Below are 22,985 nucleotides of genomic sequence, written 5' to 3'. Positions count from 1 at the left end.
GCAGCACCGCGATCAGGGTGATCACCGCGGCCACCGTCACGTACGCGGCGACCGAGAGGATGGTGCCCGTCGCGGCCAGCAGCGACGCCGCGATCAACGGCGCGAACCCGCCGCCGACGACGGCCGCGAGCTGGTAGCCGATCGAGGCGCCGGAGTAGCGGATGTCGGCGGCGAACATCTCGGTCATGTAGGCGGCCAGCGGCCCGTACAGCGCGCCGAGGACCAGGCCGCCGATCAGTGCGGCGATCATCATCCCGGGGATGGTCGCGGTCTCCATCAGCAGGAAGAACGGGAACGGCGAGATCAGCGTGGCGATCGCCGCCGGGAGCACGACCTTCTTGCGGCCGACCCGGTCCGAGAGCCCCGCGAAGACCGGGAACGCGAACACCACGACCGCGCTGGAGATCATGATGATGGTCAGGATCGTGGTCCGCGGGACGCCGAGCGTGGGCATGTGCGAGACCATGAACACGATCTGGATGTAGAAGTACACCTGCACGACCAGCAGGATCCCGGCCGTCTTCAGGATCGGGCCGGGGTGCGTGCGGATCGCCTCGACGATCGGCGAGCGCTTCTTCTCCACCGTCCCGCTCGCCTGGGCGGCCGCGGCCTTCTCCTCCAGCGCCTTGAACGCCGGGGTGTCCTCCAGCTTGACCTGGACCCACAGGCCCAGCGCGATCACGAACACGCTGAGCAGGAACGGGACCCGCCAGCCCCAGGCCGCGAACGACTCGGCGGACATCACCGCGACCAGGACGAGGAACGTCAGGTTGGACAGGATCACCGCGAGCGTCGGGCCGATCTGGGCGAAGCTGCCGTAGAAGCCGCGACGATGCGGTGGCGCGTTCTCGGTGACCATCAGCATCGCGCCGCCGTACTGCCCGCCGACCGCGATGCCCTGGATGCTGCGCAGCACCACCAGCAGGATCGGCGCCAGGATGCCGACCGAGGCGTACGTCGGGAGCACCCCGATCAGGGCGGTCGCCGCCCCCATCATCACCATGGCGATGACCAGGAGCTTCTTGCGGCCGAGCCGGTCGCCGAAGTGGCCGAACAGGATGCCGCCGACCGGGCGGAACATGAACCCCACGCCGAACGTCGCGAACGCGGCGAGGGTGCCCAGCGTCGGGTCGATGTCGGGGAAGAACACCGTGTTGAACACCAGCGCGGCGGCGGTGCCGTAGATGTAGAAGTCGAACCACTCCAGGGTGCTGGCCGAGAGCGCGGCCACTGCGACCCGTCGCAGCGTCGACTCCGAGGCCGCGCCGTCGTTCACGTCCGTGCCGAGGTCGGTCATGGCAGCCCTCCGTCCGGGCCGCCGCGGCTCCGTTGCCGCGACGGTTGCCGCACAACGTAACCGGAAACCGCGCAGCGGCACAGCTATCGGGTGAATCCGACCGGACTCTCGTAACGGACGGTCGCGGCCGATCCGGTTACGGCCGCGACGGACAGGTGCCCACGGTGGGCAGGGCGCGGTTCCCGGGCCGGAGCCCGTCCACGAGCAGGGCGAGGTAGCGCCGCCGGTCGTCGCCGGAGGGGTCGCTCGCATGCACCGTGGCCAGCGCCATCACCATCACCGCGGCCAGGTCGCGCACCGTGAGCTCGGGCCGGACCACGCCGGCGTCGCGGGCGCGGTCCAGCAGCCGCTCCAGGTCGCGCCCGAAGCGCTGCACGGTCGCCACGTCCAGCGCGGCCGTCTCCCGGGCCAGGCCGAGGATCACCCGGTGCCCGGCCAGGGCGTCGACCGTGCGCGTGAGGGTGCCGACCAGATCGGCCCACGGCTCGCCCGCCGCCACCGCGACCGTCGGCTCGATCTCCGCGGCGAAGATGTCCTCGAACACCGCCCGCACGAGCTGCTCGCGGGTCCGGAAGCGCCGGTAGAGCGTCGCGACGCCGAGGCCTGCGCGGTGCGCGATCTCCTCGAGCGCGACGTCGGCGCCGAGCTCCTCGAACGCCTCCGCGGCGGCGGTGACGATCCGCCGGTGGTTGCGGGCGGCGTCGGCCCGCAACGGCCGGGGACCGCCCGCCTGCTCGGTGTCCGCGCTCATCGCTGCACCGTAACGCCTCGGCGGGAGGGTGCCGCCGGGTCCGGCGGCACCCCCGTCACCGGCTCGTCACCAGGTGACCGGCAGCGAGTGCAGACCGTAGACGAAGTGGTAGGCGCGGAACGGCACGTCGGCCGCGTCGCCGGCCAGGGCCAGCTTCGGGAACCGCCGGAGCAGGGCCGGGAACGCCGTCTCCATCTCCATCCGGGCCAGCGGGGCGCCCAGGCAGTGGTGCACCCCGTGCCCGAACGCGACGTGTCCCGGCGCGCCGCGGCGCACGTCGAGCCGGTCCGGGTCCTCGAGGAGCTCCGGGTCCCGGTTGGCCGCCGGCAGCGAGAGGATCACCAGCGAGCCCTTCGGGATCGTGGTGCCGCGGACCTCGACGTCGGCGGTGGTCGTGCGCGGGACGCCCGAGTGCACGATGGACAGGAAGCGCAGCAGCTCCTCCACGGCCGGGCGGGCCAGCTCCGGCTCGTCGCGCACCAGCGCGAGCTGCTCCGGGTCCTGGAGCAGGGCCAGTGTGCCCAGTCCGAGCATGTTCGACGTGGTCTCGTGCCCGGCGATGAGCAACAGCCCGGCGATGCCGGTCAACTCGTCGTGAGTGAGGTCGTCGCCGTGCTCGCGCACCAGCATCCCGAGGATGTCCTCGCCCGGGTCGGCCTGCGCGGAGTCGACGAGGCCGGACATGTAGGCGCGGTTCTCCCGGCCGACGTCGATGCGCTCCTGCGCCGACAGCGACATGTCGAGCAACCGGTTCGAGCGGGCCTGGAACTCGGCCCGGTCGGAGTAGGGCACCCCGAGCAGCTCGCAGATCACCAGCGAGGGCACCGGCAGCGCGAACTCCCGGACCAGGTCCGCGGGCGGGCCCGCGGCCTCCATCGCGTCCAGGTGCTCGTCGACGATCTCGACGATCCGCGGCTCGAGGCGGCGCATCCGCCGCAACGTGAACTCCGGGGTCAGCAGCCGGCGCAGCCGGGTGTGCTCCGGCGGGTCCTGCGCGAGGAGCTGCCCGGCACGCATCTGCGCCAGCTCCTCCTCGCTCACCTGCGGGCCGTCCGGGCGGCGGAAGGCCGTCTGGCCGGCGTTGGAGAAGGTCCCGGCGTCGCTGAGGACCTCGCGGACGTCGGCGTAGCGGGTGACGAGGTAGGCCTCCATGCCGAACCCGGTGCGGACCACCGGGATCTCCCCGTCGTCCCGGAATCCGGTCAGCGTGACGTTCGGGTCGAAGCGGTCCCGCTGCATGTGCAGGGGCATCTGTGTGGCGTGCGGGTGTACCGGGGTCTCGGTCACGTCGGTCCTCCCCGTGGTGTGGTGGGTCGCTCCCGACGCTACCAGGAAGTGAAAGTGGACTATTGGTTATGGAAGCGACGTACTGTCGCCCCATGACCGTCCCCGCGGCGGGCGCGCCCGAGGTCGCCCCAGAGGTCGCTCCCGAGGTCGCCCCAGAGGTCGCTCCCGAGGTCGCCGCGGCGCTCGCGGCCGGGCGCCCGGTGCTGGCGCTGGAGTCGACTATCCTCACCCACGGCCTGCCGCGCCCGCGCAACCTCGAGGTCGCCCGGGACGCCGAGACGCAGGTCAGGGCGGCCGGCGTGGTCCCGGCGACGATCGGGGTGCTCGACGGCGTCGCCCGCGTCGGGCTGAGCGGCGACGAGCTGACGCGCCTGGCCTCGGACCCGCACGTGGTCAAGCTCAGCACCCGCGACCTGCCGGTCGCGGCGGCCACCGGTGTGTCCGGCGGGACGACGGTGGCCGCGACCGCGCACCTGGCGCACCGGGCCGGGATCCGGGTGTTCTCCACCGGCGGGCTCGGCGGGGTGCACCGCGGCGCGTCGGCGACGTTCGACGAGTCCGCGGACCTGCCGGCGCTGGCGCGGCTGCCGATCGTCGTGGTCAGCGCCGGGGTGAAGTCCGTGCTCGACGTCGCGGCCACCCTGGAGCGGCTGGAGACGCTCGGGATCCCGGTCGTCGGGTACCGGACGCTCGCGTTCCCCGGCTTCTACGTCGCCGACTCCGGGTACCGGGTCACCCACGCCGTGCACTCACCGGAGCAGGTCGCCGCCGCCCGCGCCGCCGCCGACGGGCTCGGTCTCGACGCGGCGCTGCTGGTCGCGAACCCGGTCGGGCCCGACGAGCAGCTGCCCCCGCACGTGCACGACGACGTCCTGGCCCGGGCCACCGCGGCGCTCGTCGAGCAGGGGATCGGCGGGCAGGACGCGACGCCGTTCCTGCTGGAGTTCATCCGCGACGCCACCGGCGGCGCGAGCCTGGAGGTCAACGTCGCGGTGTACCGCAACAACGTCGCCCTCGGGGCCGCGGTCGCCGCGGCGATCTCCGGTCGATAGATGCTGGCGGTCCTCGGTGACCTGGTCGACGACGTCGTGGTGTGGCCGTCGGGCCCGCTCGCGCCGGGCACCGATACCGCGTCCCGGGTGTTCCGCCGGCGTGGGGGCAGCGCCGCGAACGTCGCCGCCGCGGCCGCCCGGCACACCCCGGTGCGCTTCCTCGGCCGGGTCGGCGACGACGCCGCCGGCCGCGCGCTGACCACCTCGCTGGCCGCGGCCGGCGTCGACGTCCGGGTGCAGCGGTGCGGGACGACCGGCGCGGTCGTGGTGCTGGTGGACCCGGACGGCGAGCGCACGATGCTGCCCGACCGGGGCGCCGCCTCCGAGCTGACCGACCTCGACCCGTCCTGGCTCGACGGGGTGGGCCTGCTGCACCTGCCGGCGTACTCGCTGGTCGCCGAGCCGATCGGCGCGGCGGCGCTGGGCGCGGCCGAGCAGGTGCGCCGGTGCGGCGGGACCGTGTCGGTCGACGCGTCGTCCACCGGGGCGCTGCGCGCGTTCGGGGTGCGGCACTTCCTCGCCCTGCTCGAACGGGTCCGGCCGGCGCATCTGCTGGCCAACCGGGACGAGGCGGATCTGCTCGGGGTGCCGTCCGGGGCCCCGTCCGGATGCACCGTCGTCATCAAGGACGGCGCCCGGCCCGCCGTCGTGTGCGTCCCCGGCGCGGCGCCGGTGCCCGTCGCCGCGACGCCGGTGTCGCGCGTCCGTGACACCACCGGCGCCGGCGACGCGTTCGCCGGCGCCTACCTCGCGGACGTCCTGGCCGGGGCCGGCCCCTTCCGGGCCTGCGCGGCCGGGCACGCCGAGGCGGCCCGGGTCCTGGGCGTGCCCGGCGCCGTCGGGTGAGCGGGCCCGGCAGACTCCCGGCATGGACGTGACCGTCGTGCACACCGCCGATCTCGGCCCGGACGGGCGGGCGGAGCTGCGCGCCCTGCTCGACCTGGCCTACGGCGGGGACTTCGACGACTCCGACTGGGAGCACGCCCTGGGCGGCATGCACGCGCTGGCCCGCGACGACGGCGTGCTGGCCGGGCACGCCGCGCTGGTCGCCCGCAGGCTGCTGCACGGCGGGCGGGCGTTGCGCGCCGGGTACGTCGAGGCCGTCGCGGTGCACCCGGCGCACCGGCGCAGGGGGATCGCGGGCGCGGTGATGGAGCCGGTCGAGCGGCTCACGCGCGGCGGCCACGAGATGGGTGCGCTCGGGTCCAGCGAGATGGCACTGCCGTTCTACGCCGGGCGCGGATGGCAGCGCTGGCGCGGGCCGCTGCACGCGCTCACCCCGTCCGGGATCGTGGAGACGCCCGACGAGCGCGGCGGCATCCACGTCCTGCCGGTGGGCGTCCCGCTCGACCTCGACGGCGACCTGACGTGTGACTGGCGCGACGCCGACGTGTGGTGAGGGCCCGGGGCGTCCGGTTCGTCCACCCCGGGTTGGTCCCGACGAAGCCGGAGTGACCGGACGGGTTCACCGTCCCGTCGTCCACCCGTCGCCCGCAGGTCATCCGGACACACTGTGCTGCACCGTGTGCGACTGGCCATCCTCGATCTTGCGGGCACCACGATGGCCGACGACGGCCTGGTGCTCGACGCCGTGCGCTCCGGGCTGCGCGCGGCGCGCGTGCGGGTCGACGGGCCGCGCTACCCGGCGCTGGACCGGCAGGCCCGCGCGACCATGGACCGCTCCACCATCACGGTGTTCGGGGAGCTGCTCGACGGGGACATGCACCGCGCCCGGCGCGCGAACGACGCGTTCGAGGAGTGCGTCAGCGAGGCGGTGCGCCGCGGCCGGGTCCGGGAGGTGCCCGGCGCGGGCGCGGCGATGTCGGCGATCCGCGAGGCCGGGCTCTCGGTCGCGGTGATCTGCGGGTTCGGGCCGGCGCTGCGGGACCGGCTGGTCGAGGCGCTGAACTGGGGCGAGCGGGTCGACGTCGTGCTGTCCCCGGCCGACGTCGCCGGTCAGGGGCTGCCGCACCCGGCCGTCGTGCACGCCGCGGCGCGGATCTGCGACGTGCCGGCCGAGCAGGTCACCGTGGCCGGCGACAGCACCGCCGACATCGAGGGCGCCGTCCGGGCCGGCGCCGCGCTGGCCGTCGGGGTGCGGACCGGTGCGCACTCCGAGCCCCGGCTGCGGGCGGCCGGCGCCGACGTCGTCATCGACTCGGTGACCGACCTGCCCGCCCTTCTCGGCCTGCCCTCGTAGCCCTCACCCCAGGTTGAAGACCTTGCGGGCGGTCTCGCCGAGGATGTTGCGCTTGGCGTGGTCGTCGAGGAACGGCAGCGCCGCGATCCGGCCCGGCACGTCGAAGTCCCAGTGCGGCCAGTCCGAGGAGTACATCAGGGTGTTCGGCGCGTCGATCGCACGCAGGGTCGAGGCCAGCAGCGCGTCGTCGGTCCACTCCATCGGCTGCGAGGTGTAGTACATCTCCCGCATGTAGTGCGACGGCGGCTTCGTCAGCAGCGGCGCGTCGGACTGGCGCATGTAGTACTCGTGGTCCAGGCGCTGCATCATGAACGGCACCCAGGCCAGGCCGGACTCGATCCAGATGGTCTTCAGGCCCGGGAAGCGCTCCGGGATCCCGTTGATCACCCAGTTCGTCATGTGGGTCATGTTGCAGGTCACGAAGCTCATCGCGTGCGCCGAGAGGAACTTGTTCATCGTCGAGGTCATCGTGTCGGACTGGTTCGGCCCGGCGTGGAACCCGATCGGCAGCCCGCGCCGCTCCAGCTCGGCGTAGACCGGCATGTAGGCGTTGCGGTGCACCCCGGCGTGGCGCTGGCTGGTGACCAGGAACCCGATCACGCCCGGGTGGTCGGCGAACTCGCGGATCGTCTCCAGGCAGGCGTCCGGGTTCTCGAACGGCAGCCCGAGCATCGTCTTGATCCGCGGCTCACGGGTCAGGACCTCGGCGGCGAACCAGCGGTTGTAGGCCTGCAGCAGCGCGGTCGCGACCTCCGGCTGGGGGTGCAGCCCGGTCTCGAGCATCGGCTGTGGGAACACCACCTGCACGTCGATGCTCATCGCGTTCATCGCCCGCTGCACGAGCGTGACGTCGCGGTGCGCGCCGGAGGTCGTGTCCGGGGTGTCCTCGGCCAGCGCGGCCTGGTGCGGGATCCGCCCGGAGACGTCCTGCATGGTCAGGCCGGGGGAGTGGTTGTGCAGCGCCAGCCGGGCGGCGTTGGGCCAGTTGCGCATCATCTGCTCGGCGGTGTCGCGCATGACCGGCGAGTCCAGGTAGGTCAGGATCTCCGGCCAGGAGTCGAGCTCCACGTGGTGCGAGTCGACGTCGACGATGAAGTAGTCGTCGAGGCCGTAGCGCTCCGTGTCGCGACGGGCGTTGGCCAGGATCTCCCGGCTGTCGGTGCGGGTCGTGATCTCCTGTGTCGGGAGACGGCGGACGGCCGGGGTCGTGCGTGCGGGGTCGGTCGCGGTCATGAGCTGCTCCTCGAGAACCACAGCGCCAGGTCGAACGGGTTCAGGTCGTGTGCGCGCAGTGCGGCGGTGGCCAGCACGACGGCGTCGGTCGGGGTCATGTCGGTGCCGGTGGGCGGCTGCGCGCCCTCCTCGGCGGCGACCGCGTACAGGCGCGCGGCGGTGGCCACCAGCGCTGCCGCGGTGTCCGGGGCGAGTGCGGCGATCGCGCCGTCGCCGAGGCCGGCGTCGACCTCGGTGCTCAGCTCGGCGACGAGGCTCTCGATCCGCCGGGCCCTCTCAGACGGTGACACGGATCCGGCCCCCGCTCTCCTGTACCGGGAACGAGCGCAGCGCGTAGTCCGGACGGCCCGGGTGTCTGCCGGTCGCGACCTCGTACTCGAAGCCGTGCCACGGGCACACGACGTGCATCGAGTCGGCGTCGAAGACCAGTCCCTGGCTGCGGCGGGACTCGTCGAGCTTCTCGCGCACGCGCTGCACGACCCGGCCCTGGCAGGCCGGCCCGCCCTGGTGGGCGCAGACGTTCTCGTAGGCGCGCAGCTCCCCGCGGAACCGGAAGATGCCGACGGTGACGGTCGTGCCCCCGACACCGATCTCGACGACGAGACGTCCGCGCTCGTCGATCTCGTCGGACCCGGCGACGTCGACGGCGCGCGGAGCTTCTGTGGTGGTGGTCACGCCCTCAGCGTGGGCCGTGATCAATCCCTTGTAAAGTTCACGTATATCGTGTTCTTCATGAGTTCCGCTCATGAGGCGCCGGGCTTCTCGTTGCGCCAGCTGTCCTACTTCGTCGCGGTCGCCGAGGCCGGGACGTTCGCCGGTGCCGCGGCCCGGTTGCACGTGTCCGCCTCGGCGCTCTCGCTGGCCCTCGACGAGCTCGAACGCGTCCTGGGTGCCCAGCTCACGGTGCGCCGCCGCGCGCACGGCGTCCGGCTGACCGCGGCCGGCACCGACACCCTGCGCCGTGCCCGCCGCCTGCTCCGCGACGCCGGTGAGCTCGCCGCCGCCACCGACGGCGCCGGTGGCGGGGTCGCCGGGACGGTGCTGCTGGGCTGCTATCCGACCCTGGCCCCGGCCGAGCTGCCCGCGCTGCTCGCGCGGTTCGCCGCCGCACATCCCCGGGCGCGGGTGGAGTTCGCCGAGGCGTCGCAGGACGTGCTGTCGCGGCGCCTGCGCGACGGCGAGCTGGACCTGGCGCTGCTCTACGACCACGGCCTCGACCCCGGCCTGGAGCTGCGCACCCTGTCGTCGAACACGCCGTACCTCGTGCTGCCCTCCGGGCACCGGCTGGCGGACCGCGCGTCGGTGCACCTGGCCGAGGTCGCGCACGAGCCGATGGTGCTGTTCGACCTGCCGCCCGCCTCGGAGCACCTGATGACGGTGTGCCGCGCGGCCGGGGTGTCGCCGCTGGTCGCGCACCGGACGGCCACCGTGGAGCTGACCCGGTCACTGGTCGGGGCCGGACTGGGCTACACCGTCCTCGCCCAGCGCACACCCGGCCCGCGCACGGCGGCGGGGGACCGCGTCGTCGCCGTCGACCTGGCCGACGACCCGGCACCGCTGCGGATCGTCCTGGCCCGGTCCCGCACGCTGACGCCGAGCGCCACCGCCCGCGCCTTCGCCCGGGTCGCAGCCGGCCCCGGGTGATCCGATGACCATCGAGCGACGCGTGGGTTCTTCCGATAATCGGTGGCGCTCCGCCCCGCGGCCGGGCTAGCGTCCTCGCATCATGCTGATCCGCCGCTGAGAACGCTCGCCGCGACGCCGGTCCACCGGCGCATCTCGCCCGCGAGCCTCGCCCTCACCAGCGCCCGCGGCCGGATCATCTCGTTCTTCCCCTCCCGCCGGGGCATCGCCGAACCCTGCGGGAGGTCTCTTGTCATCAGCGAACCCCACCCACGCCGTCACCGCGGCCGGGTTGAGCTTCTCCTGGCCGGACGGCACACCGGTGCTGCGCGACCTGGACGTCGCGTTCGGCCCCGGGCGGACCGGTCTCGTCGGCGCCAACGGCTGCGGCAAGTCGACGCTGCTGCGGCTCGTCGCCGGTGAGCTCACGCCCGACGCCGGCACGGTCACCGTCGCCGGGACCCCGGTGCTGCTGCGTCAGGACCTTGCGCTGCGCACCGGGGAGACGGTCTCGGACCTGCTCGGCATCACCGCGCGGCGCGCGGCGCTGGGCGCGGTCGAGGAGGGCAGGGCAGGACCGCAGGACTGGACGGCCCTGGCCGACGACTGGGACGTCGAGGACCGGGCCCGCGCCCAGCTCGACCGGCTCGGCCTGCCCGCGGACCTCGACCGCACCGTGGCGACCCTCTCCGGCGGCGAGGCCGTGCTCACCGCGCTGGCCGCGCTGCTCGTCGACCCGCCGGACGTCGCGCTGCTCGACGAGCCGACCAACAACCTCGACCGCGACGCCCGGCGGCGGCTGAACGACGCCGTCGACGCCTGGCCGGGGGTGCTGGTCGTGGTCAGCCACGACCGCGAGCTGCTCGAGCACGTCGACCGGATCGCGGAGCTGCGCGACGCGACGATGCGCACGGTCGGTGGTGGCTACAGCGAGTTCGCCCGGGTGCTCGCCGCCGAGCAGGAGGCGGCGCAGCGCGGCGTCCGGGCGGCCGAGGAGGACCTGCGCCGGGAGAAGCGCCAGCTCGTCGAGGCCCGCACGAAGCTGGCCCGCCGCGAGCGCTACGCGGCGAACGACCACGCGAACAAGCGCCGTCCCAAGATCATCATGAACACCCGGAAGAGCGAGGCCCAGGTCTCGGCGGGCAAGCACCGGCTGATGCACGAGGCCAAGCTCTCCGACGCCCGCGACGCGCTGTCCGCGGCGGAGGACCGGGTGCGCGACGACGACCGGATCCGGATCGACCTTCCCGACACCGAGGTCCCGGCCGGTCGCACGGTGCTGGAGCTACCCGGCGACGGGCTCACGATCCGCGGCCCGGAGCGGATCGCTCTCATCGGGCGCAACGGTTCCGGCAAGACCACCCTGCTGCGGGCGATCGCCGGCGGTGCAGGCACGCCGGAGGGACCCGGCCCGGGCGACGGTCGTCACCTCGCACCCGGGGAGCAGGGCGCCGGGCCGCGCGTGGCGCGCGGCCCCGTCCCGGTCGGCTACCTGCCACAACGGTTGGTCCTCGCCGACCCGCAACGGTCGGTGCTCGACACCGCGCGTGCCGCCGCGCCGTCGGCGGACCCGCAGGCGGTCCGGGCCGGGCTCGCCCGTTTCCTGCTGCGCGGTGACGAGGTCGCCCGCGCTGCCGGGACCCTGTCCGGCGGCGAACGGTTCCGGCTGCATCTGGCCTGTGTGCTGCTCGCCGACCCCGCCCCGCAGCTGCTCCTGCTCGACGAGCCGACGAACAACCTCGACCTGGACAGCATCGCCGCCCTGGTCGACGCCCTGTCCGGCTACCGGGGAGCCCTGGTCGTCGCGAGCCACGACGCCCACCTGCTCACCGAGATCGGCGCAACGAGAACCTGGACCGCGACGGGAGGCCGAATCCCCAGGATCACCGAGTCCCGGACCGCGTAGGCGCCGTACTCGTGAGCCACGACGAGCGCGGCACGCTCGTCGTGGTTCACGAGTGGCCGGTGAGGGGGCCTCAGACGACGGGGGTGAGGTCCCGCAGGGCCTTCGAGCCGCGGACGGCGGCGGTCAGGTCGGCCAGGGCGGCGCCGTGCGAGCGGGCCAGCGCCGTCGACTCCTCGGTGAGGGTGTTGCGGTCGACGTAGCCGCCGTGGTCGAAGTACAGGCCGGGGGACAGGACCTGCACGGCGAAGAACCCGGACAGCACGGCGCGGAGCTCGTTCTGGGCCAGGAAATGGTGCCCGCTCGCCCCGGTCAGGACGGTCGCGGCCGCCTTGCCCTGCAGCGGCGCGGTCTTCTCGCCCCACTTGCCGCGTTCGGTGCCCTCCAGCAGCGCCTTCAACGACGCGGTGTGCGAGGCCCGGTACACCGGGCTGCCGAACACGACGGCGTCGGCGGCCTCGATCGCGGCCACGACGTCGGCGTGCGAGGTCTCGCTCAGCTCCAGCAGCGAGGTCGTGGCGCCGGTGCCCTCGAGCACCCCGGCGACGGCGGTCGCGGTGCGCCCGCCGGCCTCCGGCCCGGCGACGATCCCGACGACGGTCAGCTCGGTCATGCGTTCTCCTGCGAGGTCTCGATGCGGGTTCCGGCGCGCCTCAGGCGTCTACGCGGGCGGGGGTGAGGTGCGGCCGTAGCGGCCGCGGTGGAACAGCAGCGGGAGGCGCTCGGAGTCGGCGCCGAGGTCGTGCACCCGGGCGGCGACGATCGTGTGGTCGCCGCCGTCGTACTCGGCCCACAGCACGCAGTCGATCCACGCGCTCACCCCGGGCAGGACGGGCGCCCCGGAGCGCGACGGGGTCCAGTCGACGCCGGCGAACTTGTCGACCCCGGAACGGGCGAAGCCGTTGCTGTGGTGCTCGTGGTCCTCGGCGAGCACGTTCACGCAGAACGAGCCGATCTCGCGGATCCGCGGCCACGTCGAGGACGTGCGGCTGGGCGAGAACGAGACCAGCGGCGGGTCCAGTGACAGCGACGAGAACGACTGACAGGTGAAGCCGACCGGACCCTCCGGCCCGATCGCGGTGATCACGACCACCCCGCTGGCGAACTGCCCGAGAACCTCGCGCATCGTCTGCGGGGTGACCGGGCCGAACGGGGTATCGGTGTGCGCGGCAGAACCGGTCATGGCCCGACCCTAGGCACCGGACGGCCCGGGGGCCATGGGAGATCACGGGCTCCGGCTGTGAGCGCGCACTCGTCGGGAGCCTGAACACGCCGACCGGACGGCGCACGACACGCCGTCGGCGGCGCGTCGCAGCCCGGTGACCGCGCGGTCATCCGGTAGGAACGCCCCTGCTGAACTCGTCCCGAACTCGTGGGGAGCCCCGGGACGACGAAAAAGCAGGGCCGTGCGGCCGACCCCGATGGTCGTCCGCACGGCCCTGCCCATGCGTGGGGGACGCGTCCGGCGGGAGACGCTCGTCGCGTCAGCTCGCGTAGGCGCGCAGCTTGTCGGCTCGCTCGCCGACCCGCAGCTTGCCCATCACCTCGCGCTCGATCTGGCGCACCCGCTCGCGGGACAGACCGAAGCGCTTGCCGATCTGGTCCAGCGTGCGCGGCTGCCCGTCGTCGAGGCCGAAGCGCATCCGGATCACCGCCTGCTCGCGGTCCTCCAGCGTGCCCAGGACCCGGCGCAGGTCGTCGTGCAGCAGGTGCGAGATCACCGTGTTCTCGGCGTCGGTCGCCTCGGCGTCCTCGATGAAGTCCCCGAGCGGGGCCTCCTCCTCGGAGCCGACCGGCATGTCCAGGCTCACCGGGTCCCGCGCGTGGTCGAGCAGGTCGGAGATCTTGTGCTCCGGGATACCCGACTCCTCGGCCAGCTCGGCGTCGACGGGCTCGCGGCCCAGACGCTGGTGCAGGTCGCGCTTGATCCGGGCCAGCTTGTTCACCTGCTCCACCAGGTGCACCGGCAGGCGGATCGTGCGGGCCTGGTCGGCCATGCCGCGCGTGATCGCCTGGCGGATCCACCAGGTGGCGTAGGTGGAGAACTTGAAGCCCTTGGCGTAGTCGAACTTCTCGACCGCGCGGATCAGGCCCAGGTTGCCCTCCTGGATCAGGTCCAGCAGCGGCATCCCGCGGCCGGTGTAGCGCTTGGCCAACGAGACCACCAGGCGGAGGTTGGCCTCCAGCAGGTGGTTCTTGGCCCGCGCCCCGTCCCGCACGACCGCGCGCAGGTCGCGCCGGTACTGCAGCTCCAGCGTGGTGCCCTCGGCGTCCGCGGTGTCCAGGCGGTGCTGGGCGAACACGCCGGCCTCGATCCGCCGCGCCAGGTCGACCTCCTCCGCGGCGGTCAGCAACGCGCGCTTGCCGATCCCGTTGAGGTACACGCGGACCAGGTCGGCCGCGGGGCTCTGGGCGTCCAGATCCTCGGCCACCGCGGCGAGCGCACCGGGTACGGTGGTCTCGAAGCCGTCCGTGCCCTCGGCCGCGGCAGCGGCGCGACGGGAGCGTTCGTTCGTCGCCCGCGGTCCGGGGATGGCCCGGGTCGCCGCGGCCACGTCGGTGGTCGGGGTGTCGGCCTGGGTCTCGGCCGGGGCGGTCATGGTCACCGTCATCTGCGTTCCTCCCCTACTCGGGCGCGAGCGACACCAGGTGCGTGCCGTTCGCCGTGCCCTACTGGGGGTTCAACGCATCGCGGTCGACGATCGTTCCCGCCTACCCCCTCCGACCGAGGTCCGGCCACGGCCGAAGGGGGTGACGCTGGTCACGTCGGGGCCCCGGAGGTGTCCTCAGGGCGCGGGCACGCGGTGCGTCCCGGCGGGGTCGGCCACCGCGCGCACGCTGTTGCGACGACGCCCGGCCGACTTGCCGGACGGCTTCGGCGTCGAGTGCGCGTAGACCTCCGCCATCAGCGGCGGCCAGTCCTGGCGCAGCGCGTCGCGGCCCATGAACAGGCCCAGGTGCCCGCCGGTCGCGGTGCGCCGGGTGATGTCGCGTTCCGGCGTGCCGACGGCGTCCGCGGCCGCGAACAGCTGCGGCGGCGGCGTGATGTGGTCGGTGGACCCGGCGAGCAGCAGCAGCGGGCAGGTGATCGCGCCCATGTCGACCTTGCGCCCGTCGACGGTGAGGTCCCCGGTGATCAGCTTGTTCTTCCAGAACAGGTTCTCCACCAGCCACAGGTAGAACGCGCCCGGGATGTCCTGGGTGTGTTTGAACCAGTCCTCGAAGACCCGGTAGCGCTCGACGTGCTTCGGGTCGTCGATGTTCTCCAGCAGCTGCAGCTGGCGCGAGACCTCGGACTGCGGCTGGATGCTGATGAAGTTGGAGAGCACCGCGCGGCCGGGCATGTTCCCGCCGCCCATCGCGACCAGCGCCTTGTACGGCGCCAGGCCCATCGTCCCGGCCATCAGCTTGGTCGAGGCCGAGATCACCGACTCGCCGGCGTGGAAGTCGATCGGCGCGCCGGCCAGGGTGAGGGTGTTCACCCGCTCCGGGTGCAGCGCGGCGTAGATCGCGGCGAGCCAGCCGCCCTGGCAGTCGCCGACGACGTTCGCCCTGCCGCCCATCCGGCGGATCGAGCGGTCGATGACGGTCAGGTAGTCGGTGATCCCGACGTTGCGGGTGGCCGACGTGGCCGGCTTCCACTCCAGCGCGTAGACCCGGGTCAGCCCGGCCGCGCGGATCATCGCCAGCTGGCTCTGCTGGGGCGAGTAGTCGATCACCGTGGACGAGTGCCCGGCCTGCGGGGGCAGCACGATCGTCGGGATCACGTCGTCGTCGCGGTGGCCCTGCGCGGTGAAGTCGCGCAGCGCCGCGAACGGGGTCGACAGGACGACCTCGTTGTCCAGGTGCCACGTCGGCTCCCGGCGGTCGGCCATCGTGGAGAACCACAGCAGGTTGCGCCGGGCCGCGTCGCCGGGGCTGGCGATGCGCTGGATCGAGTCGATCCAGGCGGTGCGGGTCGCGCGGCCGACCTCGGAGACGACCTTGCCGATGTTGCGGACGTTGTAGGAGAGCAGGTAGCGCAGGGGGTCGGGCTGGGCCAGGGGCGTCTCCGTGGCGGCGTCCGGGGCGTCCACGACACGGGGGCCGTCGTCGCGTGCGGTGCCGGTACCGGAGCCGATCGCCGTACTCATATCCGTACTCCCATCGACGTTGATGCACCGGGACGACCCGGTTACCGAACGGTAAGCGCTGTTCGGTATGCCAAGCAAGCGCTGCCCTACCGATGAGTAGTGCTTGCTCGACCAAGCGCAGGTGAGGGGACTTACAGAGACCGGGTCGCCCGGGGGATGCCTACCGGCGAGTACGCCGTCACGATGGGTGAACCACCCCGTGGCGTGCGCCCCGACCGGGCCCCGCCGCCAGGCACGGACAACCGACCGGCCGACCTCAGGAGCGATCCGACAGTGCCCATCGAGCCCATCGAGCCCACCGAGCACACCGAGCCCACCCCGGCCGTCCCGTCCATCGACACGACCGAGGCCACCGAGACCCTGCGCCGCCAGGCCGTGAGTCTGGTGGCCGACCTGCGGGAGCTGGCCAGTCCGGCAGGTGTCGGCGCGAAGGTGGACCCGGTCGGCTTCGGCGACGCCCTGGGCGAGGCCGCCCGGGCGCTGGTCACCAGCCCCGGCTCCGTGCTGCGGACCGGGCTGGGCCTGGGCGCCGACTCCGCCCGGGCGGTGCTGGCCGCCGCGTCGCGCGCCGTCGGCGGGACCACCGCCGGGCCGGCCGCGCTGCCGGAGAACGACAAGCGCTACACGGACCCGGCCTGGGACAACAACGCCTGGTACTACCTGTGCCGTCAGGAGCACCGCCTCGTCGCCGACCGTCTCGAGGAGCTCTCGGCCGCGGCGAAGGTCTCCCCGGTCGCGCGTCGCAAGCTGGACTTCCTGGTCAAGCAGGTCACCGAGGCGCTGGCCCCCGCCAACACCATGCTGACCAACCCGGCGTGGGCGAAGAAGGTGGTCGAGACCGGCGGCCTCAACGTCGTGCGCGGGGCGCGCAACATGCTGCGCGACACGGTGCAGAACCGGGGGATGCCGCGCCAGACCACGCCGGGTCAGTTCGTCGTGGGCAAGGACCTCGGCGTGACCCCGGGACAGGTGGTCTACCGGAACCGGCTGGTCGAGCTCATCCAGTACGAGCCGCAGACCGAGAAGGTCCACGAGGTCCCGCTGCTGATGAGCCCGCCGTGGATCAACAAGTTCTACATCATGGATCTCGCGCCGGAGAAGTCGCTGGTCGAGTGGGCCGTGCAGCACGGGCACACCGTGTTCATGATGAGCTACCGGAACCCGGACTCGTCCCTGCGCGACGTCACGATGAGCGACTACCTGCGGGAGGGCCCACTCGCCGCGCTCGACACCGTGCAGGAGATCACCGGCGCGGACAAGATCAACGTCGCGGGGCTGTGCCTCGGCGGCACGCTGGCCGCCGCGACGACCGCGTGGCTGGCCGCCCGGGGCGACGCCCGGGTCAACTCGCTGACCCTGATGAACACGTTGCTCGACTTCACCGGCCCGGGTCAGCTCGGGGTGTTCACCGACGAGAAGACGGTGAACCGGATGGAGCGCTCCATGCGCAAGGACGGCTACCTGCCGGCCTCGAGCATGAAGACCACGTTCGACCTGCTGCGCGCGACCGACCTGGTGTGGAACTACGTGGTCAACGACTGGATGCTCGGCGAGGACCCGAAGCCGTTCGACATGCTCAGCTGGAACGACGACTCGACCCGGATGCCGGCGGCCATGCAGGTCGAGTACCTGCGCGACCTCTACCTGGAGAACAAGTTCGCCGAGGGCAAGCTGGAGCTGGCCGGCGAGCGGCTCGACATCTCCGACATCCGCCAGGACACCTACGTCGTCACCGCCGAGTCCGACCACATCGCGCCCTGGGAGGGCGTCTACACCGGCGCGTCCAAGCTCGGGGGCAAGGTCCGGTTCGTGCTGTCGAACTCCGGCCACATCGCCGGCGTGGTGAACCCTCCCTCGCCGAAGTCGCGGCACTGGTTCGGCGAGTCCGAGGAGCTGCCGGGCGTCGCGGCCGACTGGCGCGACGACGCCGGCGAGCACAAGGCGAGCTGGTGGGAGGACTGGTCGCCGTGGATCGAGGCGCACGCGGGCAAGAAGGTCGCCCCGCCCAAGCAGTTCGGTAGCACCGCGAACCCCCCGCTCGAGCCGGCGCCGGGCCGCTACGTGCGCTGACGCGGGGGTGGCCTCGCGGCACGGACTTGCCCGTGCCGGGACAATGCGGCTCCATGAGCACTCGCACGCGCGTCCGGACGATCCCGGGACGCCGGTCATGAGCACGTCGACCCGCAACGGCGCGGGCCCCGACGACGGCGGGCCCGGGGACGTCGGTCCCGCCGGGGACGGCCCGGCCCGGGGCGGGGCGCGTGGAGCCGCCGAGCAGGCGTGGAACGCGCAGGTGAACGCGCTGGGCGGGTTCATCCGCGCGCAACGCCAGATGGCCAAGCTCTCGCTGCGCGAGATGGCCGCGATGACGAGCGTGTCCAACGCCTACCTGAGCCAGGTCGAGCGCGGCCTGCACCAGCCGTCGTTGAAGGTGCTGCGCTCGATCGCGGACGCGCTGCACCTCAACACCGACCAGATGCTCAGCCGGGCGGGCTGGTCGACCGGTGCGGCCGAGGAGCAGCCGGAGGACCCCGAGCCCGCCGCGCCGCCGCCCGCGGGCGACACCGAGTCCGTGATCCGGGCCGACCGCAGGTTGTCCGAGGAGCAGAAGACGGCGCTGATCGGCGTCTACCGCAGCTTCGTGGAGCGCCCGGCCGGAACGTGAGCGGGCCCACCACCACCGCTGATTGACATACTTATCGGCGGTGCGTAGTTTTTCAGTCAGCGGCACGGACCACCGTCCGATGCCGGGTGACTTCTCTGAAAGGGGATGGCCGATGACCGCCTCCACCGACCAGTTCGTCGACATCGCCAAGCGTTCGCAGGATGCCGTCACGGAATCGCTGCGCACCTGGACCGAGACCGTGCAGGGCTTCGCAGGCCAGTTCACCGGCGGCGGGCGCCCGCAGCTGCCGGACACCACCGTCGCGGTGGACCGCGTGTTCGACTTCGCCGAGCAGATGCTCGCCCAGCAGCGTGAGCTGACCAAGACCGTCGTCGGCGCGAGCCGCAGCGCGGTCGAGACCGTGACCGAGCAGGCCGCCAAGGCCGCCGAGTCGGTCACCGAGCACACCCTGCACAACACCGAGCGCGTTTCCGGAACCGCCGACGAGGCGACGAAGGACGCGGCCGAGAAGGCCGCGGGCGCCGCCCGCTCGACCCGCGCGTCGAGCAAGTAGGCCGTACTCCGCCGCCTCCCGCGGCGCACCCGACGGCCCCGCCGGACGATGTCCGGCGGGGCCGTCGTCGTCCGGCGGAAGATGAGTTCCGGCGCGCCGGGCGGTCTGATGTGCGTGGACGGACCGCCCGTCCGGTGCGAGCCAGGGAGCGTTCCATGGACTGGACCTTCGAAGTCGTCGTCCTGCCGGTGTCCGACATCGACCGGGCCGTCGCGTTCTACCGCGACCGGGTCGGGTTCGATCTCGACCACGACACCACGAACGAGCACATGCACGTGGTCCAGCTGACCCCGCGCGGGTCGGGGTGCTCGATCGTGTTCGGTGACCTCCCGCCGCAGCGCGAGATGGAGCCCGGGTCGCTACGCGGCCTGCAGCTCTGTGTCGCCGACGCCGCGGCCGCGCGCGACGAGCTCCTCTCCCGCGGGGTCGAGGCGAGCGAGCTGGTCTCGTTCGGCGACCGGGACGGCAGCACGTTCTTCGGTTTCGCCGACCCCGACGGCAACACCTGGGCGGTGCAGGAGCTCAGGGCGCGCGGCGTGACGCCGCTGATCCCGGCGCAGGCCCGGGGCCGGTTCGGCGCCTGAGCGCGGCCGGCCACCAGATCAGCTCGCCGGTACCTCGACCAGCACGGTGAACGGGCCGTCGTTGACCGACTCGACGGCCATCATCGCCCCGAACTCGCCGGTCCCGACGGTCGCGCCGCGCCCGCGCAGCCGGGCCACCACCGCCTCGACGACGGGTTCGGCGGCCTCCGGGCGGGCGGCGGCGGACCAGGACGGGCGGCGGCCCCGGCCGGTGTCGCCGTAGAGCGTGAACTGGCTGACCACGAGCAGCGGGTCGCCGGTCTCGGCGCAGGACCGCTCGTCGCGCAGCAGCCGCAGCTCGTGCAGCTTGCGGGCCATCGTGTCCACCCGGCGCCCGGTCTCGGCCGGGTCCGCGACGTCGTCGGCGTGCACCCCGAGCAGGACCAGCAGCCCGGCGCCGATCTCGCCGGTCACCTCGCAGGTGCCGTCCTCCCGCTCGACGGTCACCACCGCGCGCCGCACACGCGCCACGACCGCTCTCATGCCGCCATCATCCGACCGGGCCGGTGGCGCCGAGGCCGCCCGGCGTCGCAGCGTCCCAGCCGTCGACCGGGAGCAGCAGACCGTGCCGGACGAGCTCGCGTACGGCCGGTGCCATCGCGCCGACCAGCGCGTCCTCGGGCAGGTCGTGGGCGTAGGACAGCAGCGCGACCAGCTCGGAGAGCGGCAGGTCGCCGCGGCAGCCGGCGAGCAGGGACGCGGCGACGTCGTCCACGTCGTGCTCCCAGGACGGCGTGCCCCAGCGGCGCACGGTCGTCCGGATGGCCGCCCAGCCGTCGACGTCCGGGTCGTTCGCCACCGACGCCCGTTCCAGCAGGGCCTCGGGGGCCAGACGCAGGCGCGCGGCCAGCAGGTCGTCGTCGCGAGGGTTCGCGCGCAGCCAGGCGGTGCGGTCGAGCCAGCCGGCCATCTCCGGGCCGAGGCCGTCGGTCAGCTCGCCGGGCAGGTCCTCGACGACGATCGTCGCCTCGGTGCCGGGCGTGGAGTGCCGGCGCAGCAGCAGGAACCCGAACCCGACGCCCTCGACGTCCTCGGACTCCATCCAGTCCAGCCACGTGGCCGCCTGCGCGCGGGCCTGCGGGGAGGACGGGAGGAGGCCGGCGTCGCGCTGCCAGGTGCCGACGTGCATCGCCGGATCGACGGTCTCGCGCTGCAGGACCCACGCGTCGCAGCCGGGCGGGATCCAGGAGCGCACCCGATCGGGCCAGTCCTGGCCGCGCACGTGCAGCCACGACCCGAGCATCTGCGCGATCCCGCCCGGGTTGAGCAGGCCCGGCAGGTCGGCGAGCAGCGCGGCGAGCGCGGTGTCGCCGGCCTGACCGGAGTCGCGGTAGACGTAGTCGACGCGCGCCGGCCCGGGCACGAACGGCGGGTTGGACACGATCTGGTCGAACCGCTCCCCGGCGACCGGGGCGAACCACGGCCCCTCGCGCAGGTCCACCTCGACGTCGCTGAGCAGACACGACATCCGGGCCAGGGCCAGCGCGCGCGGCGCGAGGTCGGTGCCGACGACCCGCTGCGCGTGCCGGGACGCGTGCAGGGCCTGCACGCCGCAGCCGGTGCCCAGGTCGAGCACGGAGCCGGTGGGGCGGCGGACCATCGCCGCGGCCAGGCTCAGCGACGCCCCGCCGACGCCGGTGACGTGGTCGCGGTCCTGGCGCGCGGCCGGGGTGTCGAGGTCGGACACGACCCACCAGTCGGCGCCGTCGTCCCCGTCCCCGCCGGACTCGCCGTAGGGGCGGATGTCGAGGGCCGCGCGCAGGCCGTCCGGGGTGCGGTGGAGCAGGCCGCCGTCGACCAGCGGCCCGACGTCGCCGAGGGCCGCGGTCACGGCCGCCTCCGGTTCGGTGCCCTCGAGCAGCAGCATCCGGACGAGCGTGCCGAGCTCGCCGCCGTCGCGGGTGGCCCGGGCAGCGGGTTCGGGCTCGCCGCGGGTCAGGGCGTCGTGCGCGGCGCCGCCGAGCAGCGCGCGGACCCCGTCGGGGGTGTAGCCGGTCTCGCGGAAACGGTCGCGCAGCGCGGCCGCGTGCGCGGGTGACAGATGGGGGAGCACCGGTCCATTCTCTAGGCCCCCGGATCCGGCCCCGAGCCCGGTCGACGCCACGGAGGTCCACGGCCGCGACGTGGAGACGACATCCGCGGTCGGTGCGCGCGGGAGGCCGCGTGGCAGGAACGGCCCGGGGTCTCCGGTGACGGGTGCGGTGGCCGACGGCGTCGTCAGGAGCCGCTCACTCCTCGGGCCGCGGTCGCCTGCGACAGCACACAGAGCCAGCCGATGTCGGTGCGCGCGAAGGGCGTGGTGGACGCCGTCGGCGTGCGGCCGGCTGCCGTCAGCGGGCGAGCAGGAGGCCCTTCATGGTGTCGATCTGGGTCTGCTGGACCGCGATCACGTTCTGCGCCGTGTTCCGGGCACCGCGCTGGACTCCGTCGTCGAGCTCGGCGCGGGCCATCGTCACGGCGCCCTCGTGGTGACCGATCATCGTCTGGAGCCAGAGCCGGTCGAACTCCGCGCCGCGAATGTCGCGCAACCGGGCCAGAGTGTCCGGCGAGGCCATCCCCGCCATGCCCATGCTCATCGGGGACCCCGCCGGTTCGAGGTCCCAGCTGGTGAGCTGCCCGCGCAGCTGGTCGATCTCGACCCCTTGCTGCCGGTCGATCAGGGCCGCGAGGTCGCGGACGGCCGGTGTCGGGGTCCGGGCGGGGACGAGGTCGGCCAGCTCCACACCCTGCGCGTGGTGGACGATCATGTCCCGGACAAACGTCACGTCGGTGTCGTTGTGCGCGTTGACCTGAGCCAGGACCTCCGCCGCGGCGACGGGGTCACCGGATGCCGGCTCCGTGGGGGCGCCACATCCGGAGATCAGCACGAGCGTCAGTCCCGCGGTCAACCAACGTCGCACCACCGGCCCCCTCGATCTCCGAGCCGCAGGACGCGGCCTCCGAGCCGCACGACGCGGCCTCGGGCCCGACGCTACCGGGCTGCGCAGTGAACCGACCGCACCCCGGGGACCGTTGCCGGCCTCTCTCGGTGTCGGGCGTCCCGGGCGCGACGGGTTGCGGTGCCCGTTGAGGGGTTGCGGATCGTGTCGCCTCAGAACGGCGGGGGGTCGCCCTGGTCGACGACGGTGGAGGGCGGGCCGGGGCCGGTCGGTCCGGCGGCGGCCGGCTTCGATCGGTCGTCCCTGTTGATGTCGTCGGTGTAGGGCCGGTAGTCGTAGGGCTCGGTGGTGTGTCGTCGTCCGGTGGGGCTGATCCAGGTCAGTGTCCGGTCGGGGTGGGCGATGACGTGCCAGCCGGGCGCGTCTTTGAGTTTGTGGTGGTGCTGGCAGTAGCCGTAGAGGTTGTCCTCGGCGGTGGGGCCGAGGTCGGCGGTCCATTCCTGATGGTGGTCCAGGTCGCGGATGCGTCGTCCGCAGTGCGGGCCGCGGCAGGTCTGGTCGCGGGCCAGTACGTGGTCGCGTAGTCCGGCGGAGGGGATGTAGGTGGTGCGTCCCTGGTCGAGCAGCGTGCCGGACAACGGGTCGGTGACCAGGCGTTCCCAGAGCCCGTCCGCGGCCAGGGCCCGCGCGGTCTGCGCGCTGATGGGGCCGTGGCCGATCAGTTCGGCGGGTCGGTCGTCGCCGAGTAGGAGGGTGTCGAGTCCGACGACGACGTGGATCAGTGGTTGTCGGACGGTGGCGTTCAGGTCGGGGCGTCGGGTGAGTGCGTCGGCGACGGCGTCGGTGAGTACCTCGGGCGAGATC

The 22,985-nt window shown here is 73.4% G+C and carries 23 protein-coding genes and 1 pseudogene; 10 read left to right on the top strand and 14 right to left on the bottom strand.

Annotation, left to right across the window (positions count from 1 at the left end):
- The 3 genes from I4I78_RS12865 to I4I78_RS12855 all read right to left on the bottom strand — a co-directional run.
- Nucleotides 1-1,297, bottom strand: a 1,297-nt coding sequence (locus I4I78_RS12865) for an MFS transporter (RefSeq protein ID WP_218611525.1), incomplete at its 3' end; no start/stop codon positions are given.
- 136 nt (nucleotides 1,298-1,433) lie between these two features.
- Nucleotides 1,434-2,048 carry a TetR/AcrR family transcriptional regulator gene (locus tag I4I78_RS12860; protein ID WP_218611524.1) on the bottom strand — a complete coding sequence of 205 codons (615 nt, stop codon included), beginning with the start codon at nucleotides 2,046-2,048 and terminating at the stop codon, nucleotides 1,434-1,436.
- A 66-nt stretch (nucleotides 2,049-2,114) separates the two neighbouring features.
- Complete coding sequence (locus tag I4I78_RS12855) at nucleotides 2,115-3,335, bottom strand: cytochrome P450 (RefSeq protein WP_308252067.1); 1,221 nt, start codon at nucleotides 3,333-3,335, stop codon at nucleotides 2,115-2,117.
- Nucleotides 3,336-3,427: 92 nt separating this feature from the next.
- Here I4I78_RS12855 and I4I78_RS12850 point away from each other — a divergent pair, with 92 nt between their 5' ends.
- The 4 genes from I4I78_RS12850 to I4I78_RS12835 all read left to right on the top strand — a co-directional run bounded on the left by I4I78_RS12850 (nucleotide 3,428) and on the right by I4I78_RS12835 (nucleotide 6,587).
- Nucleotides 3,428-4,387, top strand: a complete 960-nt coding sequence (locus I4I78_RS12850) for a pseudouridine-5'-phosphate glycosidase (RefSeq protein ID WP_218611523.1) — start codon at nucleotides 3,428-3,430, stop codon at nucleotides 4,385-4,387.
- On the top strand, nucleotides 4,388-5,233 hold the full coding sequence (locus I4I78_RS12845) for a carbohydrate kinase family protein (RefSeq protein ID WP_218611522.1): 846 nt from the start codon (nucleotides 4,388-4,390) through the stop codon (nucleotides 5,231-5,233).
- A gap of 22 nt (nucleotides 5,234-5,255) precedes the next feature.
- Complete coding sequence (locus tag I4I78_RS12840) at nucleotides 5,256-5,786, top strand: GNAT family N-acetyltransferase (protein ID WP_218611521.1); 531 nt, start codon at nucleotides 5,256-5,258, stop codon at nucleotides 5,784-5,786.
- Nucleotides 5,787-5,912: 126 nt separating this feature from the next.
- On the top strand, nucleotides 5,913-6,587 hold the full coding sequence (locus I4I78_RS12835) for an HAD family hydrolase (RefSeq protein WP_218611520.1): 675 nt from the start codon (nucleotides 5,913-5,915) through the stop codon (nucleotides 6,585-6,587).
- Nucleotides 6,588-6,590: 3 nt separating this feature from the next.
- Here the strand turns inward: I4I78_RS12835 and I4I78_RS12830 are convergent, their stop codons facing one another.
- From I4I78_RS12830 to I4I78_RS12820, 3 genes are read right to left on the bottom strand one after another with little or no spacing between them, the layout of a single operon-like run.
- On the bottom strand, nucleotides 6,591-7,820 hold the full coding sequence (locus tag I4I78_RS12830) for an amidohydrolase family protein (protein WP_218611519.1): 1,230 nt from the start codon (nucleotides 7,818-7,820) through the stop codon (nucleotides 6,591-6,593).
- Nucleotides 7,817-8,110, bottom strand: coding sequence for a hypothetical protein (locus I4I78_RS12825; protein WP_218611518.1), 294 nt, complete (start codon nucleotides 8,108-8,110; stop codon nucleotides 7,817-7,819). Before I4I78_RS12825 ends, I4I78_RS12830 begins: the two co-directional genes overlap by 4 nt.
- Nucleotides 8,097-8,495 carry a Rieske (2Fe-2S) protein gene (locus I4I78_RS12820; protein WP_218611517.1) on the bottom strand — a complete coding sequence of 133 codons (399 nt, stop codon included), beginning with the start codon at nucleotides 8,493-8,495 and terminating at the stop codon, nucleotides 8,097-8,099. Before I4I78_RS12820 ends, I4I78_RS12825 begins: the two co-directional genes overlap by 14 nt.
- 57 nt (nucleotides 8,496-8,552) lie before the next feature.
- Here I4I78_RS12820 and I4I78_RS12815 point away from each other — a divergent pair, with 57 nt between their 5' ends.
- Both I4I78_RS12815 and I4I78_RS12810 read left to right on the top strand, forming a co-directional pair.
- Nucleotides 8,553-9,464: a LysR family transcriptional regulator gene (locus tag I4I78_RS12815; protein WP_218611516.1), complete on the top strand. Its 912-nt coding sequence runs from the start codon at nucleotides 8,553-8,555 to the stop codon at nucleotides 9,462-9,464.
- A gap of 229 nt (nucleotides 9,465-9,693) precedes the next feature.
- On the top strand, nucleotides 9,694-11,349 hold the full coding sequence (locus tag I4I78_RS12810) for an ABC-F family ATP-binding cassette domain-containing protein (protein ID WP_218611515.1): 1,656 nt from the start codon (nucleotides 9,694-9,696) through the stop codon (nucleotides 11,347-11,349).
- A gap of 70 nt (nucleotides 11,350-11,419) precedes the next feature.
- Here I4I78_RS12810 and I4I78_RS12805 read toward each other — a convergent pair whose 3' ends face one another.
- The 4 genes from I4I78_RS12805 to I4I78_RS12790 form a co-directional block, all read right to left on the bottom strand.
- The gene (locus I4I78_RS12805) at nucleotides 11,420-11,959 is read right to left on the bottom strand and encodes an NAD(P)H-dependent oxidoreductase (RefSeq protein ID WP_218611514.1); all 540 of its coding nucleotides are present in this window, start codon (nucleotides 11,957-11,959) and stop codon (nucleotides 11,420-11,422) included.
- Nucleotides 11,960-12,007: 48 nt separating this feature from the next.
- Nucleotides 12,008-12,529 (bottom strand): flavin reductase family protein, encoded by a 522-nt coding sequence (locus I4I78_RS12800; protein WP_218611513.1) that lies wholly within the window; start codon nucleotides 12,527-12,529, stop codon nucleotides 12,008-12,010.
- Nucleotides 12,530-12,830: 301 nt separating this feature from the next.
- Nucleotides 12,831-13,958 (bottom strand): sigma-70 family RNA polymerase sigma factor, encoded by a 1,128-nt coding sequence (locus I4I78_RS12795; RefSeq protein ID WP_226379602.1) that lies wholly within the window; start codon nucleotides 13,956-13,958, stop codon nucleotides 12,831-12,833.
- Between the two features lie 174 nt (nucleotides 13,959-14,132).
- A complete protein-coding gene (locus I4I78_RS12790) occupies nucleotides 14,133-15,479 on the bottom strand; it encodes an alpha/beta fold hydrolase (protein WP_218611512.1) in 1,347 nt (448 codons plus the stop codon).
- 273 nt (nucleotides 15,480-15,752) lie between these two features.
- Between I4I78_RS12790 and I4I78_RS12785 the strand changes: the two genes are divergently transcribed.
- From I4I78_RS12785 to I4I78_RS12770, 4 genes are all read left to right on the top strand, one after another.
- The gene (locus tag I4I78_RS12785; protein ID WP_308252066.1) at nucleotides 15,753-17,549 is read left to right on the top strand and encodes an alpha/beta fold hydrolase; all 1,797 of its coding nucleotides are present in this window, start codon (nucleotides 15,753-15,755) and stop codon (nucleotides 17,547-17,549) included.
- A 97-nt stretch (nucleotides 17,550-17,646) separates the two neighbouring features.
- On the top strand, nucleotides 17,647-18,144 hold the full coding sequence (locus I4I78_RS12780) for a helix-turn-helix domain-containing protein (protein ID WP_218611510.1): 498 nt from the start codon (nucleotides 17,647-17,649) through the stop codon (nucleotides 18,142-18,144).
- A gap of 112 nt (nucleotides 18,145-18,256) precedes the next feature.
- Nucleotides 18,257-18,658 carry a hypothetical protein gene (locus I4I78_RS12775; RefSeq protein ID WP_218611509.1) on the top strand — a complete coding sequence of 134 codons (402 nt, stop codon included), beginning with the start codon at nucleotides 18,257-18,259 and terminating at the stop codon, nucleotides 18,656-18,658.
- 155 nt (nucleotides 18,659-18,813) lie between these two features.
- Nucleotides 18,814-19,242 carry a VOC family protein gene (locus I4I78_RS12770; RefSeq protein WP_218611508.1) on the top strand — a complete coding sequence of 143 codons (429 nt, stop codon included), beginning with the start codon at nucleotides 18,814-18,816 and terminating at the stop codon, nucleotides 19,240-19,242.
- A gap of 18 nt (nucleotides 19,243-19,260) precedes the next feature.
- Here I4I78_RS12770 and dtd read toward each other — a convergent pair whose 3' ends face one another.
- The 4 genes and pseudogenes from dtd to I4I78_RS12750 all read right to left on the bottom strand — a co-directional run.
- On the bottom strand, nucleotides 19,261-19,725 hold the full coding sequence (dtd, locus tag I4I78_RS12765) for a D-aminoacyl-tRNA deacylase (protein ID WP_218611507.1): 465 nt from the start codon (nucleotides 19,723-19,725) through the stop codon (nucleotides 19,261-19,263).
- A 7-nt stretch (nucleotides 19,726-19,732) separates the two neighbouring features.
- Nucleotides 19,733-21,295 (bottom strand): methyltransferase, encoded by a 1,563-nt coding sequence (locus I4I78_RS12760; RefSeq protein ID WP_218611506.1) that lies wholly within the window; start codon nucleotides 21,293-21,295, stop codon nucleotides 19,733-19,735.
- A 277-nt stretch (nucleotides 21,296-21,572) separates the two neighbouring features.
- Entirely contained in the window at nucleotides 21,573-22,130 is a 558-nt protein-coding gene (locus I4I78_RS12755; protein WP_218611505.1) for a DUF305 domain-containing protein, read from the bottom strand.
- Between the two features lie 203 nt (nucleotides 22,131-22,333).
- A pseudogene (locus I4I78_RS12750) lies at nucleotides 22,334-22,985 on the bottom strand (13E12 repeat family protein); the annotation flags it as partial.

Origin of the sequence: Pseudonocardia sp. KRD291 (genome assembly GCF_019263595.1) — a bacterium.
Classification (GTDB): domain Bacteria; phylum Actinomycetota; class Actinomycetes; order Mycobacteriales; family Pseudonocardiaceae; genus Pseudonocardia.
The sequence above is the reverse complement of the archived record's forward strand: the minus strand, read 5'-3'. Positions and strand labels throughout refer to the sequence as shown.